Origin of the sequence: Streptomyces sp. NBC_00028, assembly GCF_045041065.1 — a bacterium.
Taxonomy (GTDB): domain Bacteria; phylum Actinomycetota; class Actinomycetes; order Streptomycetales; family Streptomycetaceae; genus Streptomyces.
In genome coordinates, this window is the sequence record NZ_CP108293.1 from 1,771,150 (window position 1) to 1,795,092 (window position 23,943).

Annotated in this window: 22 protein-coding genes and 1 pseudogene; 9 read left to right on the forward strand and 14 right to left on the reverse strand. The window is 72.9% G+C overall.

From position 1 onward, the window contains the following. Nucleotides 1-8: 8 nt before the first annotated feature. A complete protein-coding gene (locus OG885_RS07765) occupies nucleotides 9-884 on the reverse strand; it encodes a shikimate dehydrogenase (protein ID WP_405728070.1) in 876 nt (291 codons plus the stop codon). A 158-nt stretch (nucleotides 885-1,042) separates the two neighbouring features. On the opposite strand from OG885_RS07765, the gene OG885_RS07770 reads away from it, so the two are divergent. Next, nucleotides 1,043-1,708 carry a TetR family transcriptional regulator gene (locus tag OG885_RS07770; RefSeq protein ID WP_405728073.1) on the forward strand — a complete coding sequence of 222 codons (666 nt, stop codon included), beginning with the start codon at nucleotides 1,043-1,045 and terminating at the stop codon, nucleotides 1,706-1,708. Nucleotides 1,709-1,884: 176 nt separating this feature from the next. Beyond that, the gene (locus OG885_RS07775; protein WP_405728076.1) at nucleotides 1,885-3,234 is read left to right on the forward strand and encodes an MFS transporter; all 1,350 of its coding nucleotides are present in this window, start codon (nucleotides 1,885-1,887) and stop codon (nucleotides 3,232-3,234) included. A gap of 70 nt (nucleotides 3,235-3,304) precedes the next feature. Here OG885_RS07775 and OG885_RS07780 read toward each other — a convergent pair whose 3' ends face one another. Then, nucleotides 3,305-3,715, reverse strand: a complete 411-nt coding sequence (locus OG885_RS07780; RefSeq protein WP_405728079.1) for a VOC family protein — start codon at nucleotides 3,713-3,715, stop codon at nucleotides 3,305-3,307. Nucleotides 3,716-4,001: 286 nt separating this feature from the next. Beyond that, on the reverse strand, nucleotides 4,002-4,301 hold the full coding sequence (locus tag OG885_RS07785) for a hypothetical protein (protein ID WP_405728082.1): 300 nt from the start codon (nucleotides 4,299-4,301) through the stop codon (nucleotides 4,002-4,004). Between the two features lie 197 nt (nucleotides 4,302-4,498). On the opposite strand from OG885_RS07785, the gene OG885_RS07790 reads away from it, so the two are divergent. After that, nucleotides 4,499-5,770 carry a hypothetical protein gene (locus tag OG885_RS07790; RefSeq protein ID WP_405728085.1) on the forward strand — a complete coding sequence of 424 codons (1,272 nt, stop codon included), beginning with the start codon at nucleotides 4,499-4,501 and terminating at the stop codon, nucleotides 5,768-5,770. On the opposite strand, the gene OG885_RS07795 is transcribed toward OG885_RS07790, so the two are convergent. Beyond that, nucleotides 5,757-7,844, reverse strand: coding sequence for a tetratricopeptide repeat protein (locus OG885_RS07795; RefSeq protein WP_405728088.1), 2,088 nt, complete (start codon nucleotides 7,842-7,844; stop codon nucleotides 5,757-5,759). The genes OG885_RS07790 and OG885_RS07795 overlap by 14 nt on opposite strands. A 126-nt stretch (nucleotides 7,845-7,970) precedes the next feature. Here OG885_RS07795 and OG885_RS07800 point away from each other — a divergent pair, with 126 nt between their 5' ends. Then, a complete protein-coding gene (locus tag OG885_RS07800) occupies nucleotides 7,971-9,164 on the forward strand; it encodes an MFS transporter (RefSeq protein WP_405728091.1) in 1,194 nt (397 codons plus the stop codon). Between the two features lie 91 nt (nucleotides 9,165-9,255). On the opposite strand, the gene OG885_RS07805 is transcribed toward OG885_RS07800, so the two are convergent. Further along, a complete protein-coding gene (locus OG885_RS07805; protein WP_405728094.1) occupies nucleotides 9,256-9,693 on the reverse strand; it encodes a PPOX class F420-dependent oxidoreductase in 438 nt (145 codons plus the stop codon). Nucleotides 9,694-9,768: 75 nt separating this feature from the next. Between OG885_RS07805 and OG885_RS07810 the strand changes: the two genes are divergently transcribed. The 3 genes from OG885_RS07810 (at nucleotide 9,769) to OG885_RS07820 (ending at nucleotide 13,123) form a co-directional block, all read left to right on the forward strand. Further along, a complete protein-coding gene (locus OG885_RS07810) occupies nucleotides 9,769-10,347 on the forward strand; it encodes a TetR/AcrR family transcriptional regulator (RefSeq protein WP_405728097.1) in 579 nt (192 codons plus the stop codon). Then, nucleotides 10,344-11,828: an MFS transporter gene (locus OG885_RS07815; RefSeq protein ID WP_405728100.1), complete on the forward strand. Its 1,485-nt coding sequence runs from the start codon at nucleotides 10,344-10,346 to the stop codon at nucleotides 11,826-11,828. The genes OG885_RS07810 and OG885_RS07815 overlap by 4 nt, the downstream gene beginning before the upstream one ends. Before the next feature lie 65 nt (nucleotides 11,829-11,893). Continuing rightward, nucleotides 11,894-13,123 (forward strand): serine hydrolase domain-containing protein, encoded by a 1,230-nt coding sequence (locus tag OG885_RS07820; RefSeq protein ID WP_405728103.1) that lies wholly within the window; start codon nucleotides 11,894-11,896, stop codon nucleotides 13,121-13,123. Here the strand turns inward: OG885_RS07820 and OG885_RS07825 are convergent, their stop codons facing one another. The 4 genes from OG885_RS07825 to ribA form a co-directional block, all read right to left on the reverse strand. After that, entirely contained in the window at nucleotides 13,124-14,278 is a 1,155-nt protein-coding gene (locus tag OG885_RS07825) for a saccharopine dehydrogenase family protein (protein ID WP_405728106.1), read from the reverse strand. Then, complete coding sequence (locus tag OG885_RS07830; RefSeq protein ID WP_405728109.1) at nucleotides 14,271-15,332, reverse strand: saccharopine dehydrogenase; 1,062 nt, start codon at nucleotides 15,330-15,332, stop codon at nucleotides 14,271-14,273. Before OG885_RS07830 ends, OG885_RS07825 begins: the two co-directional genes overlap by 8 nt. Continuing rightward, on the reverse strand, nucleotides 15,329-16,468 hold the full coding sequence (locus OG885_RS07835) for an NAD(P)/FAD-dependent oxidoreductase (RefSeq protein ID WP_405742639.1): 1,140 nt from the start codon (nucleotides 16,466-16,468) through the stop codon (nucleotides 15,329-15,331). Before OG885_RS07835 ends, OG885_RS07830 begins: the two co-directional genes overlap by 4 nt. Before the next feature lie 74 nt (nucleotides 16,469-16,542). After that, on the reverse strand, nucleotides 16,543-17,202 hold the full coding sequence (gene ribA, locus OG885_RS07840) for a GTP cyclohydrolase II (protein WP_399964338.1): 660 nt from the start codon (nucleotides 17,200-17,202) through the stop codon (nucleotides 16,543-16,545). A 41-nt stretch (nucleotides 17,203-17,243) separates the two neighbouring features. Here ribA and OG885_RS07845 point away from each other — a divergent pair, with 41 nt between their 5' ends. Beyond that, nucleotides 17,244-18,032, forward strand: coding sequence for a creatininase family protein (locus tag OG885_RS07845; protein ID WP_405728113.1), 789 nt, complete (start codon nucleotides 17,244-17,246; stop codon nucleotides 18,030-18,032). Nucleotides 18,033-18,112: 80 nt separating this feature from the next. On the opposite strand, the pseudogene OG885_RS07850 reads toward OG885_RS07845, so the two are convergent. The 5 genes and pseudogenes from OG885_RS07850 to OG885_RS07870 all read right to left on the reverse strand — a co-directional run. Beyond that, a pseudogene (locus tag OG885_RS07850) lies at nucleotides 18,113-19,303 on the reverse strand (YbhN family protein); the annotation flags it as partial. After that, entirely contained in the window at nucleotides 19,300-20,394 is a 1,095-nt protein-coding gene (locus OG885_RS07855; RefSeq protein ID WP_405728116.1) for a class I SAM-dependent methyltransferase, read from the reverse strand. The gene OG885_RS07855 and the pseudogene OG885_RS07850, both read right to left, overlap by 4 nt. Next, nucleotides 20,391-21,581, reverse strand: a complete 1,191-nt coding sequence (locus tag OG885_RS07860) for a glycosyltransferase family 4 protein (RefSeq protein ID WP_405728119.1) — start codon at nucleotides 21,579-21,581, stop codon at nucleotides 20,391-20,393. The genes OG885_RS07855 and OG885_RS07860 overlap by 4 nt, the downstream gene beginning before the upstream one ends. Further along, nucleotides 21,578-21,976 carry a 6-carboxytetrahydropterin synthase gene (locus OG885_RS07865; RefSeq protein ID WP_079309409.1) on the reverse strand — a complete coding sequence of 133 codons (399 nt, stop codon included), beginning with the start codon at nucleotides 21,974-21,976 and terminating at the stop codon, nucleotides 21,578-21,580. Before OG885_RS07865 ends, OG885_RS07860 begins: the two co-directional genes overlap by 4 nt. Nucleotides 21,977-22,092: 116 nt before the next feature. Further along, nucleotides 22,093-23,076, reverse strand: coding sequence for a dehydrogenase (locus OG885_RS07870; protein ID WP_405728123.1), 984 nt, complete (start codon nucleotides 23,074-23,076; stop codon nucleotides 22,093-22,095). 107 nt (nucleotides 23,077-23,183) lie between these two features. Here OG885_RS07870 and OG885_RS07875 point away from each other — a divergent pair, with 107 nt between their 5' ends. Next, on the forward strand, nucleotides 23,184-23,942 hold the full coding sequence (locus OG885_RS07875; protein ID WP_405728126.1) for a CDP-alcohol phosphatidyltransferase family protein: 759 nt from the start codon (nucleotides 23,184-23,186) through the stop codon (nucleotides 23,940-23,942). The last annotated feature ends 1 nt before the right edge of the window (nucleotide 23,943 follow it).

A 23,943-nucleotide genomic window follows, 5' to 3' on the forward strand; every position in this document is an offset into this window, starting at 1 on the left:
ACCTCTTCCTACTTCGGCGCGCTGACGGCACCCGCCAGTTCCCCGATGTCGGCGAGCATGCGCGCCGCGTCGGGTTCCCGGCCGGTGAAGAGACGGAAGGCGTCCACGGCCTGGAAGGCGGCCATGCCGCCGCCGTCCAGGGTGGCGCAGCCGAGGGCCCGGGCCGTGCGGAGCAGCTCCGTCTCCAGCGGGCGGTAGACCACCTCCGCGACCCAGAGTTCCGGGTGGAGGAGCCGGGCCGGGAAGGGCAGTCCTGGGTGGGCGGCCATGCCGGTGGGGGTGGCGTGGACGATGCCGTCGGCGTCCGCGAGGAGGTCCGGCAGCCGGTCGGGGGTGGCGTGGGCCGCCCTCCCCTCGCCGAAGTGGCGGTTCAGGGAGGCGGCGAGGTCCGCCGCCCGGTCGGCCAGCGCGTCGACGACGGTGACCCGCTCGGCGCCGAGGGTGAGGGTGGCGTGCGCGACGGCCGCGCCCGCGCCGCCCGCGCCGAGCTGGACGACCCGCTCCAGCGGTACGTCGGGCAGGCCGCGGGCGAAGGAGGCGGCGAAGCCGGTGACGTCGGTGTTGTGGCCGACGGCCCGGCCGTCCTCGAAGACGACGGTGTTGACCGCGCCGAGCGCCTCGGCCTGCGCGGACAGCGCGTCGAGGTGCTCGATGACCAGCTGCTTGCACGGGTGGGTGATGTTGAGCCCGTCGTAGCCCAGATCTCGGGCGGACCGCACCAGGTCGGCGACCGCCTGAGGCGGGACACCGAGGGTGTCGATGTCGATGAGCCGGTACACATAACGCAGGCCCTGACGGTCGGCCTCCCGCTCGTGCAGTGCCGGGCTGAGGGAGGGGCCGATGCCCGCGCCGATCAGTCCGACGAGATACGAGTCCTTGGCCACGCGGACCTCCTGAGCGGCTCACAATGTACGAACTAGTGAGTTAGTCATAACACCGGAGACCTCCGCTTGGGAAGCCCTCACCCGCCGCACGCGCGCAGCCGCCTTCTAGAATCTGCGACACGCGGCCCACAGCCCCGCCCTACGCCCGAAGGAACCCGATGACCAGCGTCGAAGAACCGGCACGACCCAACGGGCGCATCCGTGACGCCGTCCGCACCAAGGCCGAGATCCTCGACGTGGCCACGCGCGAGTTCGCCCGGGTCGGCTTCGCCGGCGCCCGCGTCGACGACATCGCGGCCCTCACCAGCACCACGAAGCGGATGATCTACTACTACTTCGGCGGCAAGGAGCAGCTCTTCACGGCCGTCCTGGAGCGGGCGTACGGCGTGATCCGCGAGGCCGAGCAGGGCCTCGACGTCGAGCATCTGGACCCGGTCGCCGCCATCCGGCGGCTGGCGGAGCTGACCTTCGACCACCATGAGGCGCACCCGGACTTCATCCGTCTGGTGAGTATCGAGAACATCCACGAGGCCGAGCACATCGCCGCCTCCGAGGAGCTCGGCAGGATCGGCTCGCCGGCCCTGGACGTGATCCGCCGGATCCTGAAGTCGGGCCAGGAGTCGGGGCTGTTCACGGCCGACGTGGACGCCGTCGACCTGCACGCGATGATCAGCTCGTTCTGCTTCTTCCGGGTCGCCAACCGGCACACCTTCGGCGCCCTCTTCGGCCGCGACCTGGTCGATCCGGCCCAGCGGGAGCACTACCGGAACATGCTCGGCGACATGGTGATCGCGTATCTGACGGCGGACCGCGCCGGCGACTGAGCCGTCGACCGGGTTCGGCCGACCCGGCCTCTTGACAGCGGGGAAACGCGCGCGCAACATCCCTACCCACCGGGACTAACTATCCAGTGGGTTAATTAGCCGGGGTTCACGAGACCCGGCCCTCTCCCTCCCCGCCGCTCACTCCGCTTACGTTGGAGTCCCCCAAAGGAGCCGCCGTGTCCGTCCCCTCCCCCGCCACCGCGCCACCCGGCCAGCCGAGGAAGGCCGCCACCGCCGCCTGGATCGGCAGCGCGCTGGAGTACTACGACTTCTTCATCTACGGGTCTGCCGCCGCGCTGATCTTCCCCAAGGTCTTCTTCGACGAGTCCGACCCGGCCACCGCGACCCTGCTGTCGCTGGCCACGTTCGGGGTCGCGTACGCCGCTCGCCCCGTCGGCGCGCTCTTCCTCGGCCACTTCGGCGACAAGCTCGGCCGTAAGAAGATCATGGTCTTCACGCTGATCCTGATGGGCCTGTCGACGTTCCTCATCGGCTGTCTGCCCACCCGCGCCCAGGTCGGCTCCCTCGCGCCGGTCCTGCTGGTGCTGTGCCGTGTCCTCCAGGGCATCTCGGCCGCCGGCGAGCAGGCCAGCGCCAACTCCATGACGCTGGAGCACGCGCCGCCGCACCGGCGCGGCTTCTTCACCAGCTTCACCCTCAGCGGCACCCAGGGCGGCCAGCTCCTGGCCACGCTGGCCTTCATACCGATCGCCGCGCTGCCCGAGGACAAGCTGCTGTCCTGGGGCTGGCGGATCCCGTTCTTCCTGAGCATCGGCGTCGCGATCGTCGGCTACGTCATCCGCCGCAAGCTGGAGGAGACCCCGGCCTTCGAGCAGCAGACGGCGACCGAGGGCGTCGTCAAGATGCCGCTGGCGTTCCTGCTGCGCCACCACTGGGCGGACGTCCTGCGGGTCGTCGCGGGTGCGCTCATCGCCTCGGTCTCGACGATCTTCACGGTCTGGGCGCTGGCGTACGCGACGAGCGACTCGGTCGGCATGAGCCGCTCCTCCATGCTGTGGGTGGGCGCGCTGGCGAACGTGGTCGCGCTGGCCGCGATCCCGCTGTGGGCCACCCTGTCGGACCGCGTCGGCCGCCGCCCCGTCTATCTGATCGGCGCGGTGGGCAGCGCGATCACGATGTTCCTCTACCTCTGGGCGATCTCCACGGGCAACTACCCGCTGATCCTGCTGCTCGGCATCATCGCCTTCGGTGTCGTCTACAGCGCCGCGAACGGGGTGTGGCCGTCCTTCTACGGCGAGATGTTCTCGACCCGCGTCCGGCTGTCCGGCATGGCCATCGGTACGCAGATCGGCTTCGCCGTGGCCGGTTTCGCGGTGACCTTCGCCGCGCAGATCGCCGGCCCCGACGGCGACGACTGGTCCTCGGTGGCCCTGTTCACCGCGGCCCTGTGCGTCCCGCCGGTCATCGCCGCCCTGTCGGCCCGCGAGACCCACAAGGTCCCGACGGAACGGCTCGGCGAGCGCACGCCCCGGCCGGCGGAGGAGCGGGCCACCGTGACGGCCTGATCCGCCCGCGGAACGCCGGGTCCCCGGACGCCACGAAGGCTCCGGGGACCCGGCCTTCGTGCGGGAACGCTCAGGTGTTGGACCAGGCTCGCTCGCACAGCACGAGGCGGTAGCCGTCCGGGTCCTCGATCGTGACGCCCCACTCGTTCCAGTAGGGGTTCGGTGAGGAGACCCGCTTGCCGCCGTGCTGTTCGAGCCGGGTGACCAGGTCCTCGGGGACGGGCCCGTCGACGTAGATGACCAGGAGGTCCTCCTCGGTGGGCCGTGGCTCGACCGGGCGGGCGGGTTCGTGGACGAGTTCCAGATGCCAGTCGGCGTCCGGCCAGCCGAGCATGAGCAGGTCGTGCTCGCCGGGTTCGGTGCCGCCCTCGGCACGCCAGACGACGGCGAGGCCGAGCCCGCCCGCCCAGAAGCGTTCGGCCGCGGCGAGATCACGGGACGGGCGGGCGACTCGGATGTGGCTGCGGCCGTTGACGGGCATCGTGACCTCTTTCTCCGCAGCGGTGGGACCATCGGCAGCCTAGGGTCGGGGGGTGCGCCGGGCCATCGGTCGTGCGTCCTGCGCCCCGAGGAGTAGGACCTCTTCGGCGCCGCCCCGTTGACAGGGGACGCCCGCGGCAAGACCATCGGCCGGTACGAGCCGTGCGGAACACCGCTGACCAGGCCCTCTCCGCACTTCGGTGGCGGGGCGGACGGCCCCCGTGCGTACCGGCCGATTTCAGGGGCGGCCGGTGCGCACGGTGCGGCGGTTGTCTATCGTGGCCCGATCACACGAGCGGGCGGCGAGAGGCGGGCGGGGGCGTGGCGGGGGCCGGGTGGATACGGGTGCCGGTCGGCGACGACGCGGCCCGCTGGGCGACCCGGGGGCGTGTCGAGCGGGTGCTCCTCGTCGTCCACAACGTCACCGCGGCGACCCGGCTCCTGGACGTACTGCCGCTGTTCCACGACGACTTGAGGGTGCAGCTGCTGGTGACGTGCCCGGGGTCGTCCGCGTTCGAGGCGGGCGTGACGGAGCTGCTCGCCGAGGTCGGTGTGCCCGTCGTGCCGTGGGAGCAGGCGATCAGCACCCCGGTCGCACTCGCGCTCTCTGCGAGCTTCGGCGGCCAACTCCGGTCGGTTTCCGGTGTATTGACCGTGCTGTCACACGGTGTCGGATACACTAAAAGGCTGGCGACACCCGACACCCGACACCCGACACCCGACACCCGACACCCGACACCCGACGGCAGGCGGCTTGGACGCGGGGTCGGAACCGGTCTTCGGGATGTCACGGGAGTGGCTCCTCGACGAGGACGGGAAACCGGTCGCCGACGCCCTCGTGCTCTCCCACCCCGAGCAGTACGACCGCCTGCGCCGCGTCTGTCCCGAGGCCGCGCCCACGGCCGTCGTCGCGGGCGACCCCTGCTGGGACCGCATACTGGCGGCCCGCCCCCACCGTGACCGCTTCCGCCGGGCTCTCGGCGTGCGCGACGGGCAGCGGCTGATCGTCCTGAGCTCCACCTGGAACCCCGAGTCGCTGTTCGGCGACGGGGGCGGCGGCGCCGACGTCCTGCCCGCGCTGCTGCCGCGCCTGACCTCGGAGTTCCCGGCCGACGAGTACCGTCTCGCCGCCGTGCTGCATCCCAACGTCTGGCACGGTCACGGCCCCGGGCAGATCCGTGCCTGGCTCGACCGCGCCGGCCGTGCCGGCCTGGCCCTGATCGACCCCCTGCACGGCTGGCGCCAGGCCCTCCTCGCCGCCGACGCGGTGATCGGCGACCACGGCTCGGTGACCTACTACGCCGCCGCCCTCGGCACCCCCGTCCTGCTGGGCGCGGCGCCACTCACCGGTCTCGACCCCGAGGCCCCGGTCCACGAGTTCGTCAGGACGGCACCCCGCCTGGACGTGACCCGGCCGCTGCGTCCGCAGGTCGACGCCCTGATCGCCGAACCCCCCTCAGAACGGCCCGAGTTCATCAGCTCGGTACCCGGCGAGGCGGCATCCCGCCTGCGGCGCCTCTTCTACGACCTGATCGGCGTCCCCGAACCCGACTGGCCGGCCCGCCTCGAACCGCTTCCCCTGCCGCCGTACGAACCGGCGTCCCCCGCCGTGCCCCTCCTCGCGCTGACCAGTCTCCTCGGCCCCGGCGAGGTCCAGGTCACCCGGTACGCGGGCCCGCACCCCGCGTCGTGGACCGACGCGGAGGCACATCTCGCCGTACCGGAGGACACCCGGGAGACCGACCAACTCCCGCTGGCCGACGTGGTGTTCCGGTACGCCGCCCCTGATGATCCGCGCTTCGGCTCTCCCGCCGCCTGGACGGCGGAGGTGCTCGACCGGTATCCGCACTGCGCGCTCGCGGCGTATGTCACCGGCCCAGGTTCCTGCGTGGTGCGGGCGCGCGCGGGAGGTGTGTTCCGGCTGGAGACCGGGGCAGACCCGGCGGCAGCGGCCTCCGCCCTGCACGCGTGGCTGGCCGCGGGCAGGCCGCCCGCGGAGCTGGTCGCGGTCCGCACGGGAACGAACGTCCGCCCGGTGGCGGTCACTCGGGCGTGACGCACCGCTCCCGCAGCACCCGCAGCCGGGCCACGTGGTACTCGGCGTGCTCCCGGGCGAGCGCCGCCAGAGCCTCGTCGACCAGTGGCAGCGCGGTGCCGGTGTCGCCGCCGTCGAGATGGGTCTCGGCGAGGTCGGTGAGGGTGCGGGCGGTGTTGTAGGCCTCGCCGGTGTCGCGGAAGAAGCGCAGGGCGAGACCGAGGCGCTCCGCCGCCTCCTCCCGGCGCCCGAGACCGCGCAGGGCGCGTCCGCGGTGGCGCTCCAACAGGGCGCGGGCGCGCGGGAGATCGGCGGCGCCCTCGTCTCCGGGGCCGATGCCGTCGAGAATGCCGTGGGCCTCGTCGAAGCGGTCGTACGCGTCCTGGAAACGCCACTGCCGCAGCCTCAGCAGGCCGAGGAACTCGATGGCCGAGGCGTGGCCGCGTACGTGTCCCGCGGCCCGCTCGGCGTGGGCGGCGGCCAGCGTCTCGGGCTCGGCCTCGTCCCAACGCCGCAACTCGGTGAGGGTGTGGGCGAGTTGGGCGTGCAGGGCGCCTGCGACACGGGTGCCGGGGACGTGCTCGTCGGCCGTACGGGCGCCGGTGCGCAGCGCGGGCAGCAACGTCTCGTGGTGGCCCGCCTTGAGTTGGAGGGGCCACAGCGCCTGGCAGAGCAGGACGACGGTGTCCGGGTCGCGGAACTCCTCCGCCGCGTGCACGGCCTGGACGAGGTTCGGGGCCTCGGCGACGAGGGCGGCGACGGCCGCGCCGCGGTCCGGGAAGGTGACGGGCGAGTCGGCGGAGGGGGCGCGCCAGCTCTCCGGCAGCGCTGCTTTGGCCGCGCCCACCGCCAGGTCGCGGTAGCCCTCGACCGTCCTGGCGACGGCGGCCGAGCAGCCCGCCACTCCGTCGACGACGGCGGCCGTGCGCTCGGCGTGGGCGCGGACGGCGGGCCGGTAGCGGTGACGGCCGCTGTCGGTGCGTTCGAGGAGGAGGGCGTCGGTGAGTTCGTCCAGGAGCCCGGCCGCCGCGGTCGGGTCGATGTCCGCGGCGCGCGCGGCCGCCGACGCGTCGAGGGCGGGCCAGTCGCGGAGACCGGCGAGGCGGTAGAGACGGGCCGCGGGGGGTGTCAGCAGCCGGTACGAGTCCTCGGCGGCGGTCTGGACGGGGTCCCTCTCCGCCCTGGCGCCGGTCTGCGCCTCGGCCAGTCGCGGTGCCGCCGCCCGGAGCGCGTACGGCGAGCCCGCGCACCGTTCCAGCACCGTCGGCAGGGTCGCGCGGGCCTGGGCGAGGGCCGGTTTGCCGACCAGGTCGGTGAGCAGCCGTACGGCGTCCCGTCGCTCCAGCGGGCCGACCGGGACGCGCAGGGCGTCCAGGCCGACGAGGGGCTGCCGGGTCACGACGATCGTGAAGACGTCCGGCGCCGAGGTCAGCAGGGGCTGCACCTGTGCGGCGGACCGGGCGTGGTCGAGCACGACGAGCAGCCGCCGGTCGGCGAGGCAGCGCCGGAAGAGATCGGCGCGGTCGGCGACGGCCGGGGGTGTCTCCGCGTCCGGCACGCCGAGCCCGCGCAGCAGGGTGCCGAGGACCGCTTCGGGGGCGAGGGCGCGCAGATCGGCGTAGAGCTGGCCGTCGGGGAAGCGGGCGGTCTGCCGCCAGCCCCAGTGCACGGCGAGGGCGCTGGTGCCGATGCCCTCGGGGCCGTGCAGCAGGGCCCGGCGGGGGCGTCCGGCGAAGGCGCGGGACGCCTCCTTGTCGAGGAGTTTCAGGGCTTGGCGGCGGTCGGTGAAGAAGTGCGGTGCGGTGGGCAGGGTGGGGCGACGGTCGCGCGAGCCGGTGCCGGGTGCGCGCACGCTGCGCGCGAACTGTGCCCAGGCCTGGGCGAGTTGCGGGTCGCCGTGCACCCGCTCGTGCACCAGCCGTGCCACGTCGTCGAGTTGACCGGGGGTCGTCGGGGCGGGCACCTCGCGTCCGGCGATACGGCGGACCAGGCCGCCGGCCGACTCCCAGGCCCACTTGCCCGCTTCGTTCGCCATACCCGACCCGACGGCTCCGAGCACCGCGCCGATGGCACCCAGCGAGATCGGATCCAGCATGCCGTGCACTCCCCCGTCGGTCGGCGTCCGCAGTGGATCAACCCTAGCGGCCGGAACGGGAGATGACTGGTCATCAGCTGGTTCGCCCTTGAACCTGACACCAGTGTCAAGGCGGACGCTCCCCGTATGACGACCACGACCACAGCTCCCGAAACCGCCCGAACCCTCCCCCTCCCCGCCCTCCTCGCGCTCGCCACCGCCGTCTTCGTCACCAGCCTCACCGAGACCCTCCCGGCCGGCCTGCTGCCCGCGATGAGCGGGGATCTCGGGGTCAGCGAGTCGGCGGCCGGTCAGGCGGTGACCGTGTACGCCGTCGGCACGGCGCTCACCGCGATCCCGCTGTCCGCGGCGACAGCCACCTGGCGGCGCAAGCGGCTGCTGCTCGCGGCGATGGCGGGCTTCGCCGTGGCCAACACGGTCACGGCCGTCTCGGGGCACTACGCCCTCACCATGGCGGCGCGGTTCGTCGCCGGTGTGGCCGCCGGGCTCGCCTGGGCGCTGCTCGCCGGTTACGCGCGGCGGCTCGTACCCGGCCCGCTCCAGGGCCGGGCGGTCGCCGTCGTGATGACCGGCGTGCCGGTGGCACTGTCGGTCGGGGTGCCCGCGGGCACGTATCTCGGCGGGGCGCTGGGCTGGCGGTGGGCGTTCGCGCTGATGACCGGCGTCGCCGTGCTGCTGCTGGGCTGGATCGCGCTGGGGGTGCCGGACCGGCCCGGCCAGGAGCGCGCCGGCCGGGTGCCCGTGGCGCGGGTGCTGTCGGTGCCCGGGGTGGTGCCGGTCCTGTTCGTCACGCTGGTCTTCGTGCTGGCGCACACGGTGCTCTACGCGTACATCGCCACGTTCCTCGACGAGTTCGGCCTCGGCGGCTCGACCGACCTGGTGCTGCTGGTGTTCGGCGGCGCCTCGCTGCTGAGCATCTGGATCGTGGGCGGGTTCATCGACCGGCGGCTGCGGGCCCTGACGGTCGCGAGCACGGTGCTGGTGGGCGCGGCGGCGGCGCTGCTGGCGGTGTTCGCCGACACCCCAGCCCCGGTGTACGTCGCCGCCGTGCTCTGGGGGCTCGGCTGGGGTGGTGCGCCCACCCTGTTGCAGACCGCGGTGGCCGACGCGGGCGGCGAACAGGCCGACGCCGCGCAGGCCATGCTCGTCACCCTGTGGAACGCGGCGATGGCGGGCGGCGGCGCGGTCGGCGGCCTCCTGCTCGGTCTGTTCGGCGCGACCGCGTTCCCGTGGAGTGTGCTGGCGCTGCTGGTGCCGGTGGTGGCCGTGGTGGTGGGGGCGCGCACGCACGGGTTTCCGGCCCCGCGGGCCGGAGCGTGACGGGTCGTAGACCCCGGACCTTCCGAACCTTCCGGACCTCCCGGATCTCTTAGACCTCCCGAACCTCCCGGACCTCCCGGACCAGAGCCCGCTACCCGCGGTTGGCGCCCTCGGGGATGCCGTACGCCCGCTCCACCCTCAGCCGCAGCACCAGCCGTCGGTCGCGAACCATCGCGGCGCGGTAGTCCGCCCAGTCGGGGTGTTCGCCCTGGACATCGCGGTAGAGGCGGATGAGCTCCTCCACGGTGTCGTCGTAGGGGTCCTTGGCCACGGGCGTGAGCTCGGCCGTGCCCTCGGCGACCGTGTAGGCCCGTCGGTCGGGGCTGGTGACGTGGTACGACGCCCGGGGATCGCGGCGCAGATTGCGGGTCTTGGCACGGTCGTCGGTGATCGAGACCCGGATGACACCCTCGTCCGGGTAGTAGGCGTGGCTGACGTTGGACAGCTGGGGCCGGCCGTCCCGCTTGAGGGTGACCAGCACCCCGCCGTGTCCGGTGCCGAGCAACTGGAGCAGCGCGTTCTGAGTCATGCACGGATCAACCCCATCACGGGCCGCCCTCATTCCGGGTAGACAGTGTCTACCTCCTCTTGGTAGACACTGTCTATGCATGAACCCGAGACCGGGCTGCGGGCCCGGCTGGTCGATGTCGGAGTGGAGCTGGTGGCCCGGGAGGGCGCGCAGGCCCTGACCCTGCGGGAGATCGCCCGCCGGGCAGGCGTCTCGCACGGGGCGCCGCGCAGGTATTTCCCGACCCACCTGGAGCTGCTGTCGGCCATCGCGCGCCGCGGCTTCGGTGAGCTCGCGGAGCGGGTGACGGCGGCGGTCGGTGACGGTACGGCGGGGCCGCGCGCCCAGCTGACCGAACTCGCCGGCACCTACCTGGCGTTCGCGCTGGAGAACCCCGGAATGTACGAGCTGATGTTCCGTCACGATCTGCTGGAGAGCGGCCATCTGGGCCTGCGGGACACCAGCCTGCCGCTCTTCGGGCGCCTGGTGGAACTGGTCGGCCGGGTCCGCCCCGACATGGACGCCCGGCTCGTCGCGGGCGCGTTGTGGGCGAACCTGCACGGCATCGCCCAGCTCTGGGGCTGGGGCAGCCTCCAACTGGCCACGGGATCCGCCGACTTCGCACCCCTGCTGCGGTCGGCCCTCGACGCGCACCTCGGTCAGGATGGCGCGTGAAACCGGGTCTCGCGCTCGCGAGCAGCGTGGTCGGCGCCGTGATCGTCGCCCTCGACGGCACCGTCCTCACCATCGCCCAGCCCACCCTGCAACGGGACTTGGGGGCGTCCTTCGCGCAGGTCCAGTGGACCAGCACCGGATATCTCATCGCCGTCGCAGGGCTGTTGGTGTTCGCCGGGCGACTCGGCGACCGGTACGGGCACCGGCGGCTCTACGCCATCGGCATGCTCGGGTTCGGGGCGGCTTCGGCGGGCATCGGGCTGGCGCCCGGGATCGGGTGGGTGGTCGGACTGCGGGTCGTGCAGGGGGTGTTCGGGGCGCTCCTGCAACCGGCCACGCTCAGCATGCTGCGGGCCGCGTATCCGCCGGACCGGCTGCGGACGCCGATCGCGGTGCGGACCGCCGCCATCGGAGTGTCGGCCGCGGTGGGGCCGCTGGTGGGCGGGGTGCTGGTGGCCGGGCCCGGCTGGCGGGCGGTGTTCTTCCTCAACGTCGCACCGGCGCTGGTGTTCGGGCTGCTCACACTGACCGGCCGGGAGCCGGTGCGGACGGCGGTACCGCTCCCGCCAGGCCGTCGCGAACCGGAACGAACGGCGGGACCGCTCCCGCCAGACCGTGGCGAACCGGAACGGACGGCGGGACCGCTCCCGCCAGACCGTGGCGAACCGGAACGGACGGCGGGACCGCTCCCGCCGGACCGTCGCGAACCGGAGCGGGCGGTGCCGGTGCGGCTGGACGTGCCGGGTGCCCTGCTGCTGGCGGTGACCCTGGGGTGCCTGGTCCATGCGCTGGTGTCCCTGCGGTGGCTCGGGCTGGCCGCCTCCGTGGTCGCCGGTGCGGCCTTTCTGCGCCATGAACGCCGTACCGCGAGCCCGCTGCTCCCGCGGGCCGTCGCGGGACCGGCGCTCGGTGTCCTGGTCGCCGCGTCGGCCGCGTTGTCGGGCACCTTGTTCGTGAGCACGTACACCCTCCAGTACACGCTCGGCCTGGACCCGCTCCAAAGTGCCCTGCGTTGCCTCCCGTTGGCGGTGCTGATGGTGGGCGCGGCTCCGTTGTGCGCGGTCCTGCTGCGCCGGGTGGGGGCCCGGCGTACATCGGTGACCGCGATGGCGGTCCTCGCGGCGGGGGTGCTGACGCTGGACAGAGCCACCGGCACCTTCGCGCTGTGCGCCGGATTCGCCCTGCTGGGCGCCGGGTTCGGCACCGTGATGGTGGCGGCCACCCATGTCGTCGTACGGCACAGTCCCGTCGAGTCGGCCGGGGTCGCTGGCGGGCTCCAGCAGACGGCGATGAACGTCGGGCCGGTGCTGGGGGTGGCCGTCGCGACCCTGCTGATGGGGCGGGGGGCGTTGGTGGTGCTCGCCGTCGTGGCGGTGGCCGGGGCGGTGGCGAGCGGGGTGCTGCCGGGGCAGCCGGAGTCCGCCACGTCCGCCGATCATGGCCGGGTACAGGGACGTTCGCGGGTTGCTGAGCGACGATGAGGTCTGAGGTCGCTGCGGCTGGGTATGCCGGATCGCACCTCGACGAGCGTATTCGGAGGAGAGCGATGGCACAGCTGCGGCAAGAGGTGGACCCGGGCGAGGTCGGGCTGGACGCGAAGGCGCTGGACCGCCTCGACCAGCACGTCGCCCACTACGTCGACGAGGGGCGGCTGCCCGGCTTCCTCGTGGCCGTCGCCCGCGGCGGCCGGGTCGCGCACCTCACCGCGCACGGCCGGCGCGACCTGGCGGCCGGGCTGCCCGTCACGTCCGACACCCTGTGGCGGATCTACTCCATGACCAAGCCCGTCACCTCGGTCGCCGCGCTGCTCCTGGTGGAGGAGGGGAAGCTGTCGCTGGACGACCCGGTGGCCCGGCATGTGCCCGCCTTCGCCGACATGCGGGTCCACGACGGAGGCTCCGGCGCCGACATCAGGACCCGCCCCGCCGCCGGGCCCGTACTGGTCCGGCATCTGATGACCCACACTGCCGGACTGACCTTCGCCTCGTACCGCTGCCATCCGGTCGACGCCCTCTACCGCGAGGCCGACCTGGAGTCGTCCGTGGTGCCGGGTTCGACGCTCGCCGAGACGGTCGACGTGTACGCGAGCCTGCCGCTCCAGTTCGAGCCGGGCACGCAGTGGAACTACTCGGTCGCCACCAATGTGCTGGGCCGGGTCATCGAGGTGGTGTCCGGGCAGCCGCTGGACACGTTCTTCGCGGAGCGGATCTTCGGGCCGCTCGGGATGCCCGACGCCGGATTCCGCGTGGACGACGAACAGGCGGGCAGACTGGCCGAGTTGTACGGGGACACCGAGGACGGCGGCATCGAGCCGATCGCCGGTCTGCCGCTGTTCGGGCGTCCCCGGTTCCTGTCCGGCAGCGGCGGCATGGTGGCCTCCGCGTACGACTACCACCGGTTCATGGAGCTGCTGCGGCGGCGCGGCGAACTCGACGGCGTCCGGCTGCTGTCCCCCGGCACGGTGGACCTGATGACCTCGAACCAGCTGCCGGGCGGCGCCGATCTGCGCGCCTTCGGCAGCCGTCCCGCCCATGACGAGCCCGGCAACGACGGGGTCGGCTTCGGTCTCGGTGTCTCCGTGGTGATCGACCCGGAGCGCACGAAGGCCCCGACGAGCCTCGGCATGTTCGGCTGGAGCGGGGTCGCGACGACGACGTTCTGGGTCGACCCGCGCCGTGATCTGACGGTGCAGTTCATGACGCAGGTCCGGCCCAAGGGCTCGCACACGCTCTACCCCGAGCTGAAGCGGCTGGTGCACGAGGCCGTGACGGACTGATCAGGAGTCCACTCGCAGGGTGAAGTCCATGCCTTCCAGGGCGAGTTCGCGCAGCCATTCCTCCGACCGCGCCGCCGTCTCGGCGGCGCGGTTCAGGCCGGGTGGCAGGGAGCCGTCCAGGATGTGGCGGACGCCGAGGGCGAGGGTGCGGGAGACGCAGCGGGCCATCGCGCTCTCCTCCGCGTCCCCCGTCAGATCGAGCAGATAGCTGCCCGACCACGCCTGCCCCGCGGGACCGGCCACGTCCAGCGACACGGCGAGGACGACCCGGTCCCGGTCGGCGTCCGTCGTGGGATAGGCGGCCGCCAACTCCTGCGCCAGGGCGGCGATCCGGGCGTCGTCCCCCGCCTTGAGCTCCTCGAACACGGCACCCCAGGCCTCCAGCCAGCCCTCCAGGCGCAGGGTGCCCCGCACGAAGGTCTGCGGTTTCCAGGCGGACGGCAGGCCGTACTGCTCGACGAAGGGCACGCTGTCCCGGTTCGGGTAGACCTCGAAGGTCTCCCCGTCGACGAGGTGCGGCCGGGTCGCCTCCCAGGGCCGCGCGGCCGTGGTCTCGGCGCCGTCCCGGATGTAACGGGCGGGCGAGCGCAGGGCGTTGAGGACACCGAGGGGCGCCCAGCTGAAGCGGTACCTGAAGTCGTTGGGCACCGCGGGGATGCCGCCGCAGTACGAGGTGAGGCGGTACGAGGCCGCTGTGCCGTCACCGATCGCCTCCCGGCCGCGGGCGACGAGACTGTGCGCGAAGAGGTGGTCGATGCCCGGGTCGAGGCCCGCCTCGGTGAGGACGACGAGCCCGGCCTCGGCAGCCGCGGGGACCTGATCGAGGACCGCGTCGGACACATAGCTGGAGCAGGCGAAGTGGGCACGCGAGGCGACGCAGACCGCGAGGATCCCGGCGTGTTCGGGCGCGGGCAGCATCGACACGACGACGTCCCCGGGCGCCAGGGCCGCCGTCAGCCTGTCCAGGGTGTAGGCGCGGGGCTCGGCGCGACCGGCGAGGCCCAGCCGGTCGAGGGCCTCGGCCGCGCGTTCCTCGGTGCGATGCCAGACGCGCACCCGGCCGGCGCTCTCGCACAGCTCCGCCAGTCCGCTGCCCGTGGACAGACCGGTGCCGATCCAGTGGACGGTGCCGCTCGCGGGAACCAGGTCAGTCATGCGGCAATTCCCCTTCTACGATTCCGTGTTCCCGGCACGCCTGATGGAACCGGTCCAGAGCGCGCCCCCAGCTGCCGCCGGTCGCGAAGTCGAGGAGCAGGGGCAGCAGTGAGGCGGAGAAGTCCTCGCTGGACTCCTTCGGCAGCAGTGACGGCAGGTTGTCGATGGCGATCAGGTCGAGCGGGGGCTCCTTGCGCAGCCGTCGTACCGGTTCGGTCCACTCGGTGGTGCGGTCGTAGACCGGCAGGACGTTGAGCGGCGAGCCGACGTCGCAGGTGACGTCGGAGAGGGTGCGCAGCCGGCGGGCGGGGTCGTCCAGGTCCTCCTCGCGGACGAAGGGCGGGATCGGGGTGGTGGCGAGGACGCAGTTCACCATCAGGTCGTGGGCGAGGAGGGCCGGGCGGTCCAGGTCCCGGGTCTCGTCCAGGTCCCAGGCGGTGGGCTCGACGCCGGCCGCTCGCAGGGCCACGCGGGCGCCGCGTCCGCTGCGGCCGAGGGCGCCGATCACCAGCGCGGTGAAGTCCGGGTCCCCGGCGGCGGGCCGGAGGGTCTCGTCCAGCTCCTTCTTGGAGGTGGGTGTCAGCGGCGTGGCGAGGCGGCCCCGGTGCTGGAGCACGGCGAGGGCGGCGCCCAGGTACCCGGCCCAGTACCCGAAGGCGGCGAGACGGCGCCCGCTGTCGTCCACCAGGTACTCCAGGTCGAGGAGTTCCCCTCCCCCGGCGCTGAACCGGCGCAGCAACTCGGCGGCGCCCGGCTGTCGCTTGTAGGCGTGGCCGAAGAAGATGTGCCGGTGCGCCAACCGGTTGGGCCCGTCCGGGAGTTCCTTCAGACCCAGGATCACGGCCTCCGCCGGCGCCGACTCCCACGACCCCGCGGGCGCGACCCGGGCGCCGGCCGCCTCGTACTCCTCGACCGGGAAGATCCGCTGCGGGGACTCCTCCACGGTCAGGGTCACCCCGCTCTCGACGAGCCGCTGGGCGTCGGACGGCACGATCGGGGTGCGTCGCTCGGTGGGACGGACCTCGTGGCGCAGCCACAGATGGAGCTCGGTCATACGCAGTTGGCCTCCGGGCGCGGGGCGTCGGCCGCGAACCGGCCGGCGTTCAACGGGCTGACGTCCACGAAGGGTACGCGGCCCAGGACCAGGTCACGGACCACCTCGCCGACGGCCGGGCCCTGGAGGAAACCATGGCCGGAGAAGCCGGTGGCGTACAGGAAGCGGGAGACCGAAGTGGCCTCGCCGATCAGCGCGTTGTGGTCCGGGGTGACCTCGTACAGACCCGCCCAGCCGCCGGTGCGGCGCAGGTCCAGGAGGGCGGGGGCGCGGTGTTCCATGGCGGCGGCCAGCCGCGGGATCCAGCGGTCATGGGTGTCGGTGGCGAAGCCGGGGCGTTCGTCGGGATCGGACATGCCGAGGAGGAGGCCGGGGCCCTCGCGGTGGAAGTAGAGCGTGGTGCTGAAGTCGATGGTCATGGGCAGCCCCGGGGGCAGGCCGGGGACCGGCTCGGTGACGGCGATCTGGCGGCGCAGCGGCTCCACGGGCAGCTCCACGCCGGCCATCCGGCCGACGGCCCGGGACCAGGGTCCGGCCGCGCAGATCACCGTGTCGGTGGCGATCCGGCCAAGCGTGGTGGACACGGCGGTGATCCGGTCGCCGTGGAGTTCGATGCCGGTGACCTCGGTGTGGCGCAGGACGCGGGCGCCGAGGGCGCGGGCGGCGGAGGCGTAGCCGTGGACCACGGCCTCAGGGGTGCAGTGGCCGTCGTCGGGCGAGTAGGCGGCGGCGAGGAGGCCCTCGGTGCGGACCAGCGGGGAGAGCTTACGGGCCTCCTTCGGGGTGAGCATGCGGCTGGGCACACCGAGCGCGTTCTGCAGCCGTACGCCCGCCTCGAAGGAGGCGACGTCCTCGGGGGTCGACAGCAGGAACAGATAGCCGACGCGGTGCAGCCCGATGTCGTACCCGATCTCCTCCCGGAACCGGCCGAACGCGGCCAGGCTGCGCGCCCCGAGCTGCACGTTGAGCTCGTCGGAGAACTGGGCCCGCACCCCGCCCGCCGCCTTCGAGGTGGAGCCGGAGGCCAGTTCGTCCCGTTCGACGAGTACGACGTCGCGGACACCGGCGGCGGCGAGGTGGTAGGCGATGCTCGTGCCCATCACTCCGCCGCCGATCACGACGGCTTGTGCCTGCATCCTCACGGGCGAGCCTCCCAGGGGTGACGGGATCGGTCGGTCCCCTCTTCCTGTCCGGACTCCGGTCCCCGTAATCAGGACAGGTGGGCCACCGCGTCCAGATGCGGAAGATGGTGGTCCAGGCGCTCCCGCTTGGTGCGCAGGTAGGTGATGTTGCTCTCGCACGGCTGGATCAGCAGCGGCACCGTCTCGGTGACCTCGATGCCGTGCCGTATCAGCGCCTCGCGCTTGTCGGGGTTGTTGGACATCAGGCGGACGCTGTTCACGCCGAGGTCGTGCAGCATGCCGGCGGCGACGCCGTAGTCGCGGGCGTCCACCGGCAGGCCGAGGGCGAGATTGGCCTCCACGGTGTCCAGGCCCTCCGCCTGCAGGGCCATGGCGCGCAGCTTGGCGAGCAGTCCGATGCCGCGGCCCTCGTGGCCCCTCAAGTAGACGACGATGCCGCTGCCTTCGGCGACGACGGCCCGCATGGCCGAGTCCAGCTGCTCGCCGCACTCGCAGTGCCGGGAGCCGAAGGCGTCACCGGTGAGGCACTCGGAGTGCAGCCGCACGAGGACGTCGTCGGTGCCGATCTCGCCGTGCACGAGAGCCACCTGTTCGTCGCCGCGGTCGTGGTCGAGATAGCCGACCGCCCGGAATTGCCCGTACACGGTGGGCAGCGGGGCATTCACTATGCGTTCCACGCCGGTGCGCTGCGGGGACTTCTTGCCGAGGACACCAATGTTGTCTGTCATGATTCTCGAGTTCCTAAGCAGAGACGAAAGGCCGTGAAAGAATGAGTGATTCGAGGGCGCGGTCGGCGGCATACGGTCCGTTGCCGGCGGACACCACGGAAGACGTACGGACGCGGGGCGCGAATGTCTCACGACAGGTGGCGGTGCTGCCCGTCGGGAGCTTCGAACAGCACGGCGCGTACCTGCCGTTGGCGACCGACACCCTCGTCGCCTGTGCCATCGCCCGGGAGATCGCCGCGGCGTACCCGGTGCACCTCCTTCCGCCGGTGACGATCTCCTGCTCGCACGAGCACGCGGCCTGGGCGGGGACCGTCAGCATCTCCTCGGTGACCCTTCACTCGGTGATACGGGACATAGCGGATTCGCTCCGCCGCTCGGGGGTGGAGGCCCTCGTCGTGGTCAACGGACACGGCGGAAACTACGTACTGGGCAACGTCGTTCAGGAATCCTCCTCCCGCGGCGAGCACATGGCGCTGTTCCCGGCCGCGGAGGACTGGGAGTCGGCGCGCGAGCGGGCGGGGGTGGTCACGTCGCTGCTCACCGACATGCACGCGGGGGAAATCGAGACCTCCATCCTTCTGCACGCTCATCCCGAATTCGTCCGACCCGGCTATGAGACCTCCGATTTCGTCGCGGACGACCGTCGTCATCTGCTCACCCTCGGTATGTCCGCCTATACCGATTCGGGTGTCATCGGGCGTCCCTCGCTGGGTTCGGCGGAAAAGGGCAGAACGCTGCTGGAGAGCCTGGCGGATTCGTTCGGGCCGTATTTCTCGCTGCTCACCTCCGACGACGGTTCCGTGGGCTCCGGTGACTCCGTGCGCGGGTAACGGGCGAGCAGGACGAACAGCCCCGGCAGGCTGGCCACGAGGCTGAGTACCCCGTACACCACGGCGACGGCCAGCCCGCTGCTGGCACCGAGGCCGGCCGCGCCGAACGCCCAGGCGGTGACGCCCTCGCGCGGCCCCCAGCCGCCCACGTTGAGCGGCAGGCCCATGGCGACCAGGGCCAGCACGGCGATCGGCAGCAGTGCGGCGACGGAGGCGGCCGACCCGGCGACTCGGGCGGCCAGCACGAACATCCCGACGTGCCCGGCGAGAACGACGAGGGACGACAGGGCGACCCCGGGTCCGTTCCGCCGCGAGAGCAGCCCTGCGCGGACCTCGTTCAGCGCCCGGCCGCACCGCGCCGGCGCCCGGTTCATCCGCAGGGCGAGGACGACGGCCAGCGCGCCCACCAGGGCGAACAGCAGCACCGGCGCGAGATCACGGGCCTGGTTCAGCACGGGCGACGGCATGGTCAGCAGCACACCGGCGCCGACCACGGCCAACGCGAGCTGCCCCGCGACCCGTTCGAGGACGACGGCCCGCACACAGCGCCCAAGGTCCTTGGTGCTCTGCCCGTGCCGCACCGCCCGGTGGACGTCGCCGAGGACACCGCCGGGGAGCGCCGCGTTGAGGAACAGGGCGCGGTAGTAGGCGGCGACGGCGGGTCCGAGCGGCAGCCGGATCTTCAGGCCCCGGGCCACCAACTGCCAGCGCCAGGCGCTGAACACCGTCGTGACGACACCGATCCCGAGCGCGGCGACCAGCGACCCGCCGTCGATCCGCCGCAGCCCGTCCAGGAACACGCCGGTACCGAGCCGCCACAGCAGCACGGCGAGGATCAGGACACCCACGGCACTGCCCACGTGGGTGCGTACGGCGGGGGACTTGAGGCGGGCGAGGACGGTACGCCAGCGGGGGGTGGCGGCTTCGGGGCGGGGGGCGGCGACGATCACGCCGATACGGGAGCCGGAGACGGCGACGTCCGGTGGGGGGACGGCCTTGACGGGCGGGACGAGGGCGAGCCCCGCGGTGTGGGGGGCGGTGGCGGTGGGAACGGCAGCGCTCGCCGGGGCGGCGGCGGTGGGAACGGCAGCGCTCGCCGGGGCGGTACCGGTGGGAACGGCAGCGCTCGCCGACCGGGGATCGGCCTCGGCAGAAACGTCCCTTCCCGGCGCCCCGACCGGCACGGCTGATGCTCGGGCCCCGGTCCCTCGGTTCTTCCGCTCGCCCGACGGCCTGCGCACCACATACGCCCGAACCGTCTCCACGCTCATGCCGCCCCGCCCGTCGGCCGGGACAGCGCCAGCAGGTCGGTGTGGTGGACGAGGACGGTCAACTCGCCCGCCTCACAGGCCTCCAGCCGGTCGCGGAGATAGCGGTCGGCCGACTCCTTCAGCTCCGGGCGCTGCTCCACGGCGGCGCCCACCCAGCCGCGCAGCCACTGCGCGGTGAGCGCGGCCTCGGCGGGGCCGAGCCTCCAGGGGCTGGGGTTCAGCCGTACCGTCGCGCCGCGTTCGGAGAAGGCCTCGCAGGCCGCGGTGACCGAGTCCGGGCCGAGGAGGCCGGAGCGTCGCTGGTGGGCGTTGAACGCCTCCATGATCTCCGTGTCCATCGGATGCGCCGGGCTGAGCTCGACGCGGCCGGCCACCGACAGGGTGAGCAGCGCCGGGCAGCCGGCCCCGGTGCAGGCCTCGGCGAGGGTGTCGATCTCCTCGCGCGTGAGGACGTCGAGGAGCGCGGAGGCGGTCACCAGGGAGGCGCCGGAGAGGGCGTCCGGGGTGAGCCGGGCGACGTCGCCGCGGCGGGTCTCGACGGTGACACGGCTGCCGTCGGCGGCGACGCGCGGGGAGGCGACGGCGGCGAAGTGCAGGAGGTAGGGGTCGCGGTCGTGCAGGATCCAGTGCTGCGGGCCGTCGAGGAGCGGGGCGAGCCAGCGGCCCATCGAGCCGGTGCCGCAGCCCAGGTCGTGGATGACCAGACCGGCCTTGCCGGGCAGGTTCGCCAGCCGGATCCGCAGCGGGTCGAGCAGATCGTGGGCCCGCGCGGAGGCGTCGGCCGGCTCGCGCAGCTCCAGCCACTCGGGGGCGTACCGGGGCTGCTCCCCGGGCCCGTCCTCACGCAGCCGCACGGTGGGGCGCTCTCCGGGACGGACGGCGGCGGGGCCCGCGCCGGGGATGACGGAGTCGGTGTCGGCGTCCGCGCCGGGGATCACGGAGTCCGCGGCCGGCTCCGTCATGAGCGACTCCTCGATGCTTGCGTCGGTCGGCGCTAGCGGGGACGCTTCCGCGCCGCCGCCCGTCGCGCCCCGCGGCCCCGGCTGGGCCGGGATCCTGCCGGCGCGTTCCGTGGTAGCCGTCTTCCTCATGCCGCCCTCCTGGGTTCGTTCGGCAGTCGGCCCAGTACTCCGGCCAGGCTGCGGGCCGTGGTCGCCCAGCCGTCCAGGGCGGCCCGTCGGCCCCGGGCAGCCGCCTTCAGCCGGCGTCGTACGTCCGCCTCGTTGAACCAGCCGCGCAGTTCCGCGGCGAGGGCGGCGGGGTCCTCCGGCGGGACGAGGATGCCGGGCACTCCCCCGTCGGGGGCGCGTCCGACCGCCTCGGGGAGGCCGCCGACGTCGGTCGCGAGGACCGGGATGCCGCGGGCGAGGGCCTCGGTGACCGCCATGCCGTAGGTCTCGGCGTAGGAGGTGAGGACCATCAGGTCGGCCGCGGCGTAGCTGGCGTCGAGCTGGGCGCCGGCCTGCGGTCCGGCCAGTTCCAGCCGGTGCTCCAGGCCGTACTTCGCGATCAGGGAGCGGAGTTGGCCGACGTACTCGGGGTCCTGGGCGAGGCCGCCGACGCAGACGCAGCTCCAGGGCAGGTCCCGTACCGTCGCCAGCGCCTCGATCAGCCGGTGCTGGCCCTTGCGGGGCGTGACCGCGGCGACACACAACAGGCGTGAGACGCCGTCGGTTCCGGAGGCGAGCGGGGCGATGTCGGCGCCGGGGGCGGCGACATGGACGCGTTCCGGGGCCAGGCCGTGGTGGGAGACGAGGCGGCGGACCGCCCAGTCGCTGGTGGCGATGACCGCGGGCACGGCCCGCAGGACCGCGCGCTCCTTGGCGTCCAACTCGGCGGCCACCAGGGGATCCAGGCCGGTCTCGTCGCCGAGCGGAAGGTGGACGAGGACGGCGAGCCGCAGGCGTTCCGCCTCCGGGACGACGATCTCGGGGACCCCGCAGGCGACGATCCCGTCCAGCAGGACGACCGTGCCGTCCGCGAACTCCCGCAGTGTGCGGGCGAGTTCGGCGCGGGCCGCGGCGCCGGGGCGGGGCCACTCGCCGTCCACGGCGTGCTTGTGGACCTGCCAGCCGAAGCCGGGCAGATCGAGACTCACCCGCCGGTCATAGGCGTTGCCGCCGCTGGGGGTCGCCGGGTCGTCGACACCGCCCGGCAGGACGAAGTGCACGGAGCGCAGGGACATGGGGATGATGTCGGCGTTCTTGAGGGCGGAGTGCTGGACGGGCACGTAACCGAGCGACGGTGTCGCGGTCTTCTCCAGGGTCACGTCGGTCACAGCGCACGCTCGTAACTCGCCCACGCGACATGCGACTCGTGGAGCGTGACGCCGATGGCGGCGATGCCCCGGGCCCCTTCGCCGAGCGCGCCCTTCTCGATGCGCTCGGCGAGCCGGTCGGCGATGACCTTGGCCAGGAACTCCGTCGAGGTGTTGATCCCGGCGAAGTCGGGCTCGTTGTCGAGGTTTCTGTAGTTCAGCTCGGCGACTACGGCGCCGAGCTCCTGGGTGGCGAGTCCGATGTCGACGACGATGTTGTCGTCGTCCAGCTGTTCCCGGCGGAAGGTGGCGTCCACGAGGAACGTCGCTCCGTGCAGGCGCTGCGCGGGTCCGAAGACCTCGCCGCGGAAGCTGTGGGCGATCATGATGTGATCGCGGACGGTGACACTGAACAACGGACGACCCTCCAGGTGCGGCGCGTCTGATCCCCTCGGCCTGATCGCCGCCGGGATGCCGTGTAGTACGGCTCTTCGCTTCCCCTTGTTCAGCTCCCTCTCACTCTTTTCTCAGGTCAGGCGCTCTTGTCGTAGCTGATGCGGTGACAAAGGGCCGGAATCTCCCCCGCCGCGAGTCTCGGCATCACGGCCGGCAACTCCTCGAACACGCTTTCCCCCGTGATGAGCGCGTCGAGTGACGGGTCGGCGAGCAGTTCGAGGGCGAGGGCGAGCCGGTCGGCGTAGGTGCGGCTGGCGCGGCGGGCCGGGGAGACGGTGCCGACCTGGCTGGAGCGGATGACGAGGCGACGGGAGTGGAAGGCCTCGCCGAGCGGGAGGCTGACCTGCCGGTCGCCGTACCAGCTCAGTTCGAGGACGGTGCCCTCGGCGGTGAGGAGTTCCAGCGCGCGGGTCAGGCCCTGTTCGGTGGCGCTGGCGTGCACGACGAGGTCACACTCGCCGAGCGCGTCCGACGGCAACGCGAAGTCGACGCCGAGCGCCTCGGCGGTCTTGGCCCGGGCCGGGTCGGCGTCGACCAACTGGACCCTGACGCCGGGGAAGCGGGCGAGCAGCGCGGCCACCGAGCAGCCGATCATCCCGCCGCCCACCACCGCGATCCGGTCCCCGACCAGCGGCGCCGCGTCCCACAGGGCGTTGACGGCGGTCTCCACGGTGCCGGCCAGGATGGCGCGTTCGGCGGGCACGGAGTCCGGTACGACGGTGACGGCGGCGGCCGGGACGACGTACCGCGTCTGGTGCGGATAGAGGCAGAAGACGGTGCGCCCCACCAGCTCGGCCGGGCCCTCCTCCACCTCCCCGACACTGAGATAGCCGTACTTCACGGGGGCGGGGAACTCGCCCTCCTGGAAGGGTGCGCGCATGGCCGCGTGCTGGCTGGCGGGGACTCCGCCGCGGAAGACGAGGGTCTCGGTGCCACGGCTGACGCCGGACCACAGGGCGCGCACCAGCACCTCGTCCTCGGCGGGGGCCGGAAGGGTGACCTCCCGTATCTCGCCGTCACCGGGGCTGTTGAGCCAGAACGCCCTTGCGGTGCGGTTCATCGGCATCCTCCTGAACGATCGGGAAGCAGTTCACGTACCGAGGTGTGCACAGGTCGCGCACAGTACGCGGCGTTGATCGACTCTGTCACACGGCCGGAGGATGTTCGGTGGCCCTGAACAACACGTACGACGCAAGGCTGGTCCAGCAGGAGACCGCTGTCGGAGCGGGTGTCCAGATCCTGTTGCTGGCTCTGCTCGGCACCGCGATCGGCATGGGTCCCGCGGGCTGGCTGACCGGCCTCGCCTTCGCCGTGGCCACCTGGGCGGTGCTCTCCCGGGCCCTGCACCGCACCCAGCCCCGCTCCTTCGGCCCCGCCAACCGGGTGACCCTCGGCCGCTCCATCCTGGTCGGCGGGGTCACCGCCCTGGTCGCCGACTCCTTCCAGAGCTCCCCACCGGTCACGCTGTTCGTCGGTCTCACCGCGGTGGCCCTGATCCTGGACGGCGTGGACGGCAAGGTGGCCCGCCGCACCGGCACGTCCACCCCGCTCGGCGCACGCTTCGACATGGAGGTCGACGCGTTCCTGATCCTGGTGCTGAGTGTGTACGTCGCGATGTCCCTGGGCCCGTGGGTCCTTCTCATCGGCGCCATGCGCTACGCCTTCGTGGCCGCCGCCCGCGTCTGGACCTGGCTCAACGCCCCGCTCCCGCCGAGCACCGCCCGCAAGACGGTCGCCGCGCTCCAGGGTGTGTTCCTGCTCCTCGCCGCGTCGGGTCTGCTGTCGTACGCCCTGGAGTTCGCGGTCGTCGCGACGGCGCTGGGGACGCTGGTGTGGTCGTTCGGACGGGATGTGCTGTGGCTGCTGCGGACCTCGCGGGTCGAGGCGGTCCTGATGGAGGACGTGCGCGAGCTGGTCGCGGGATGAC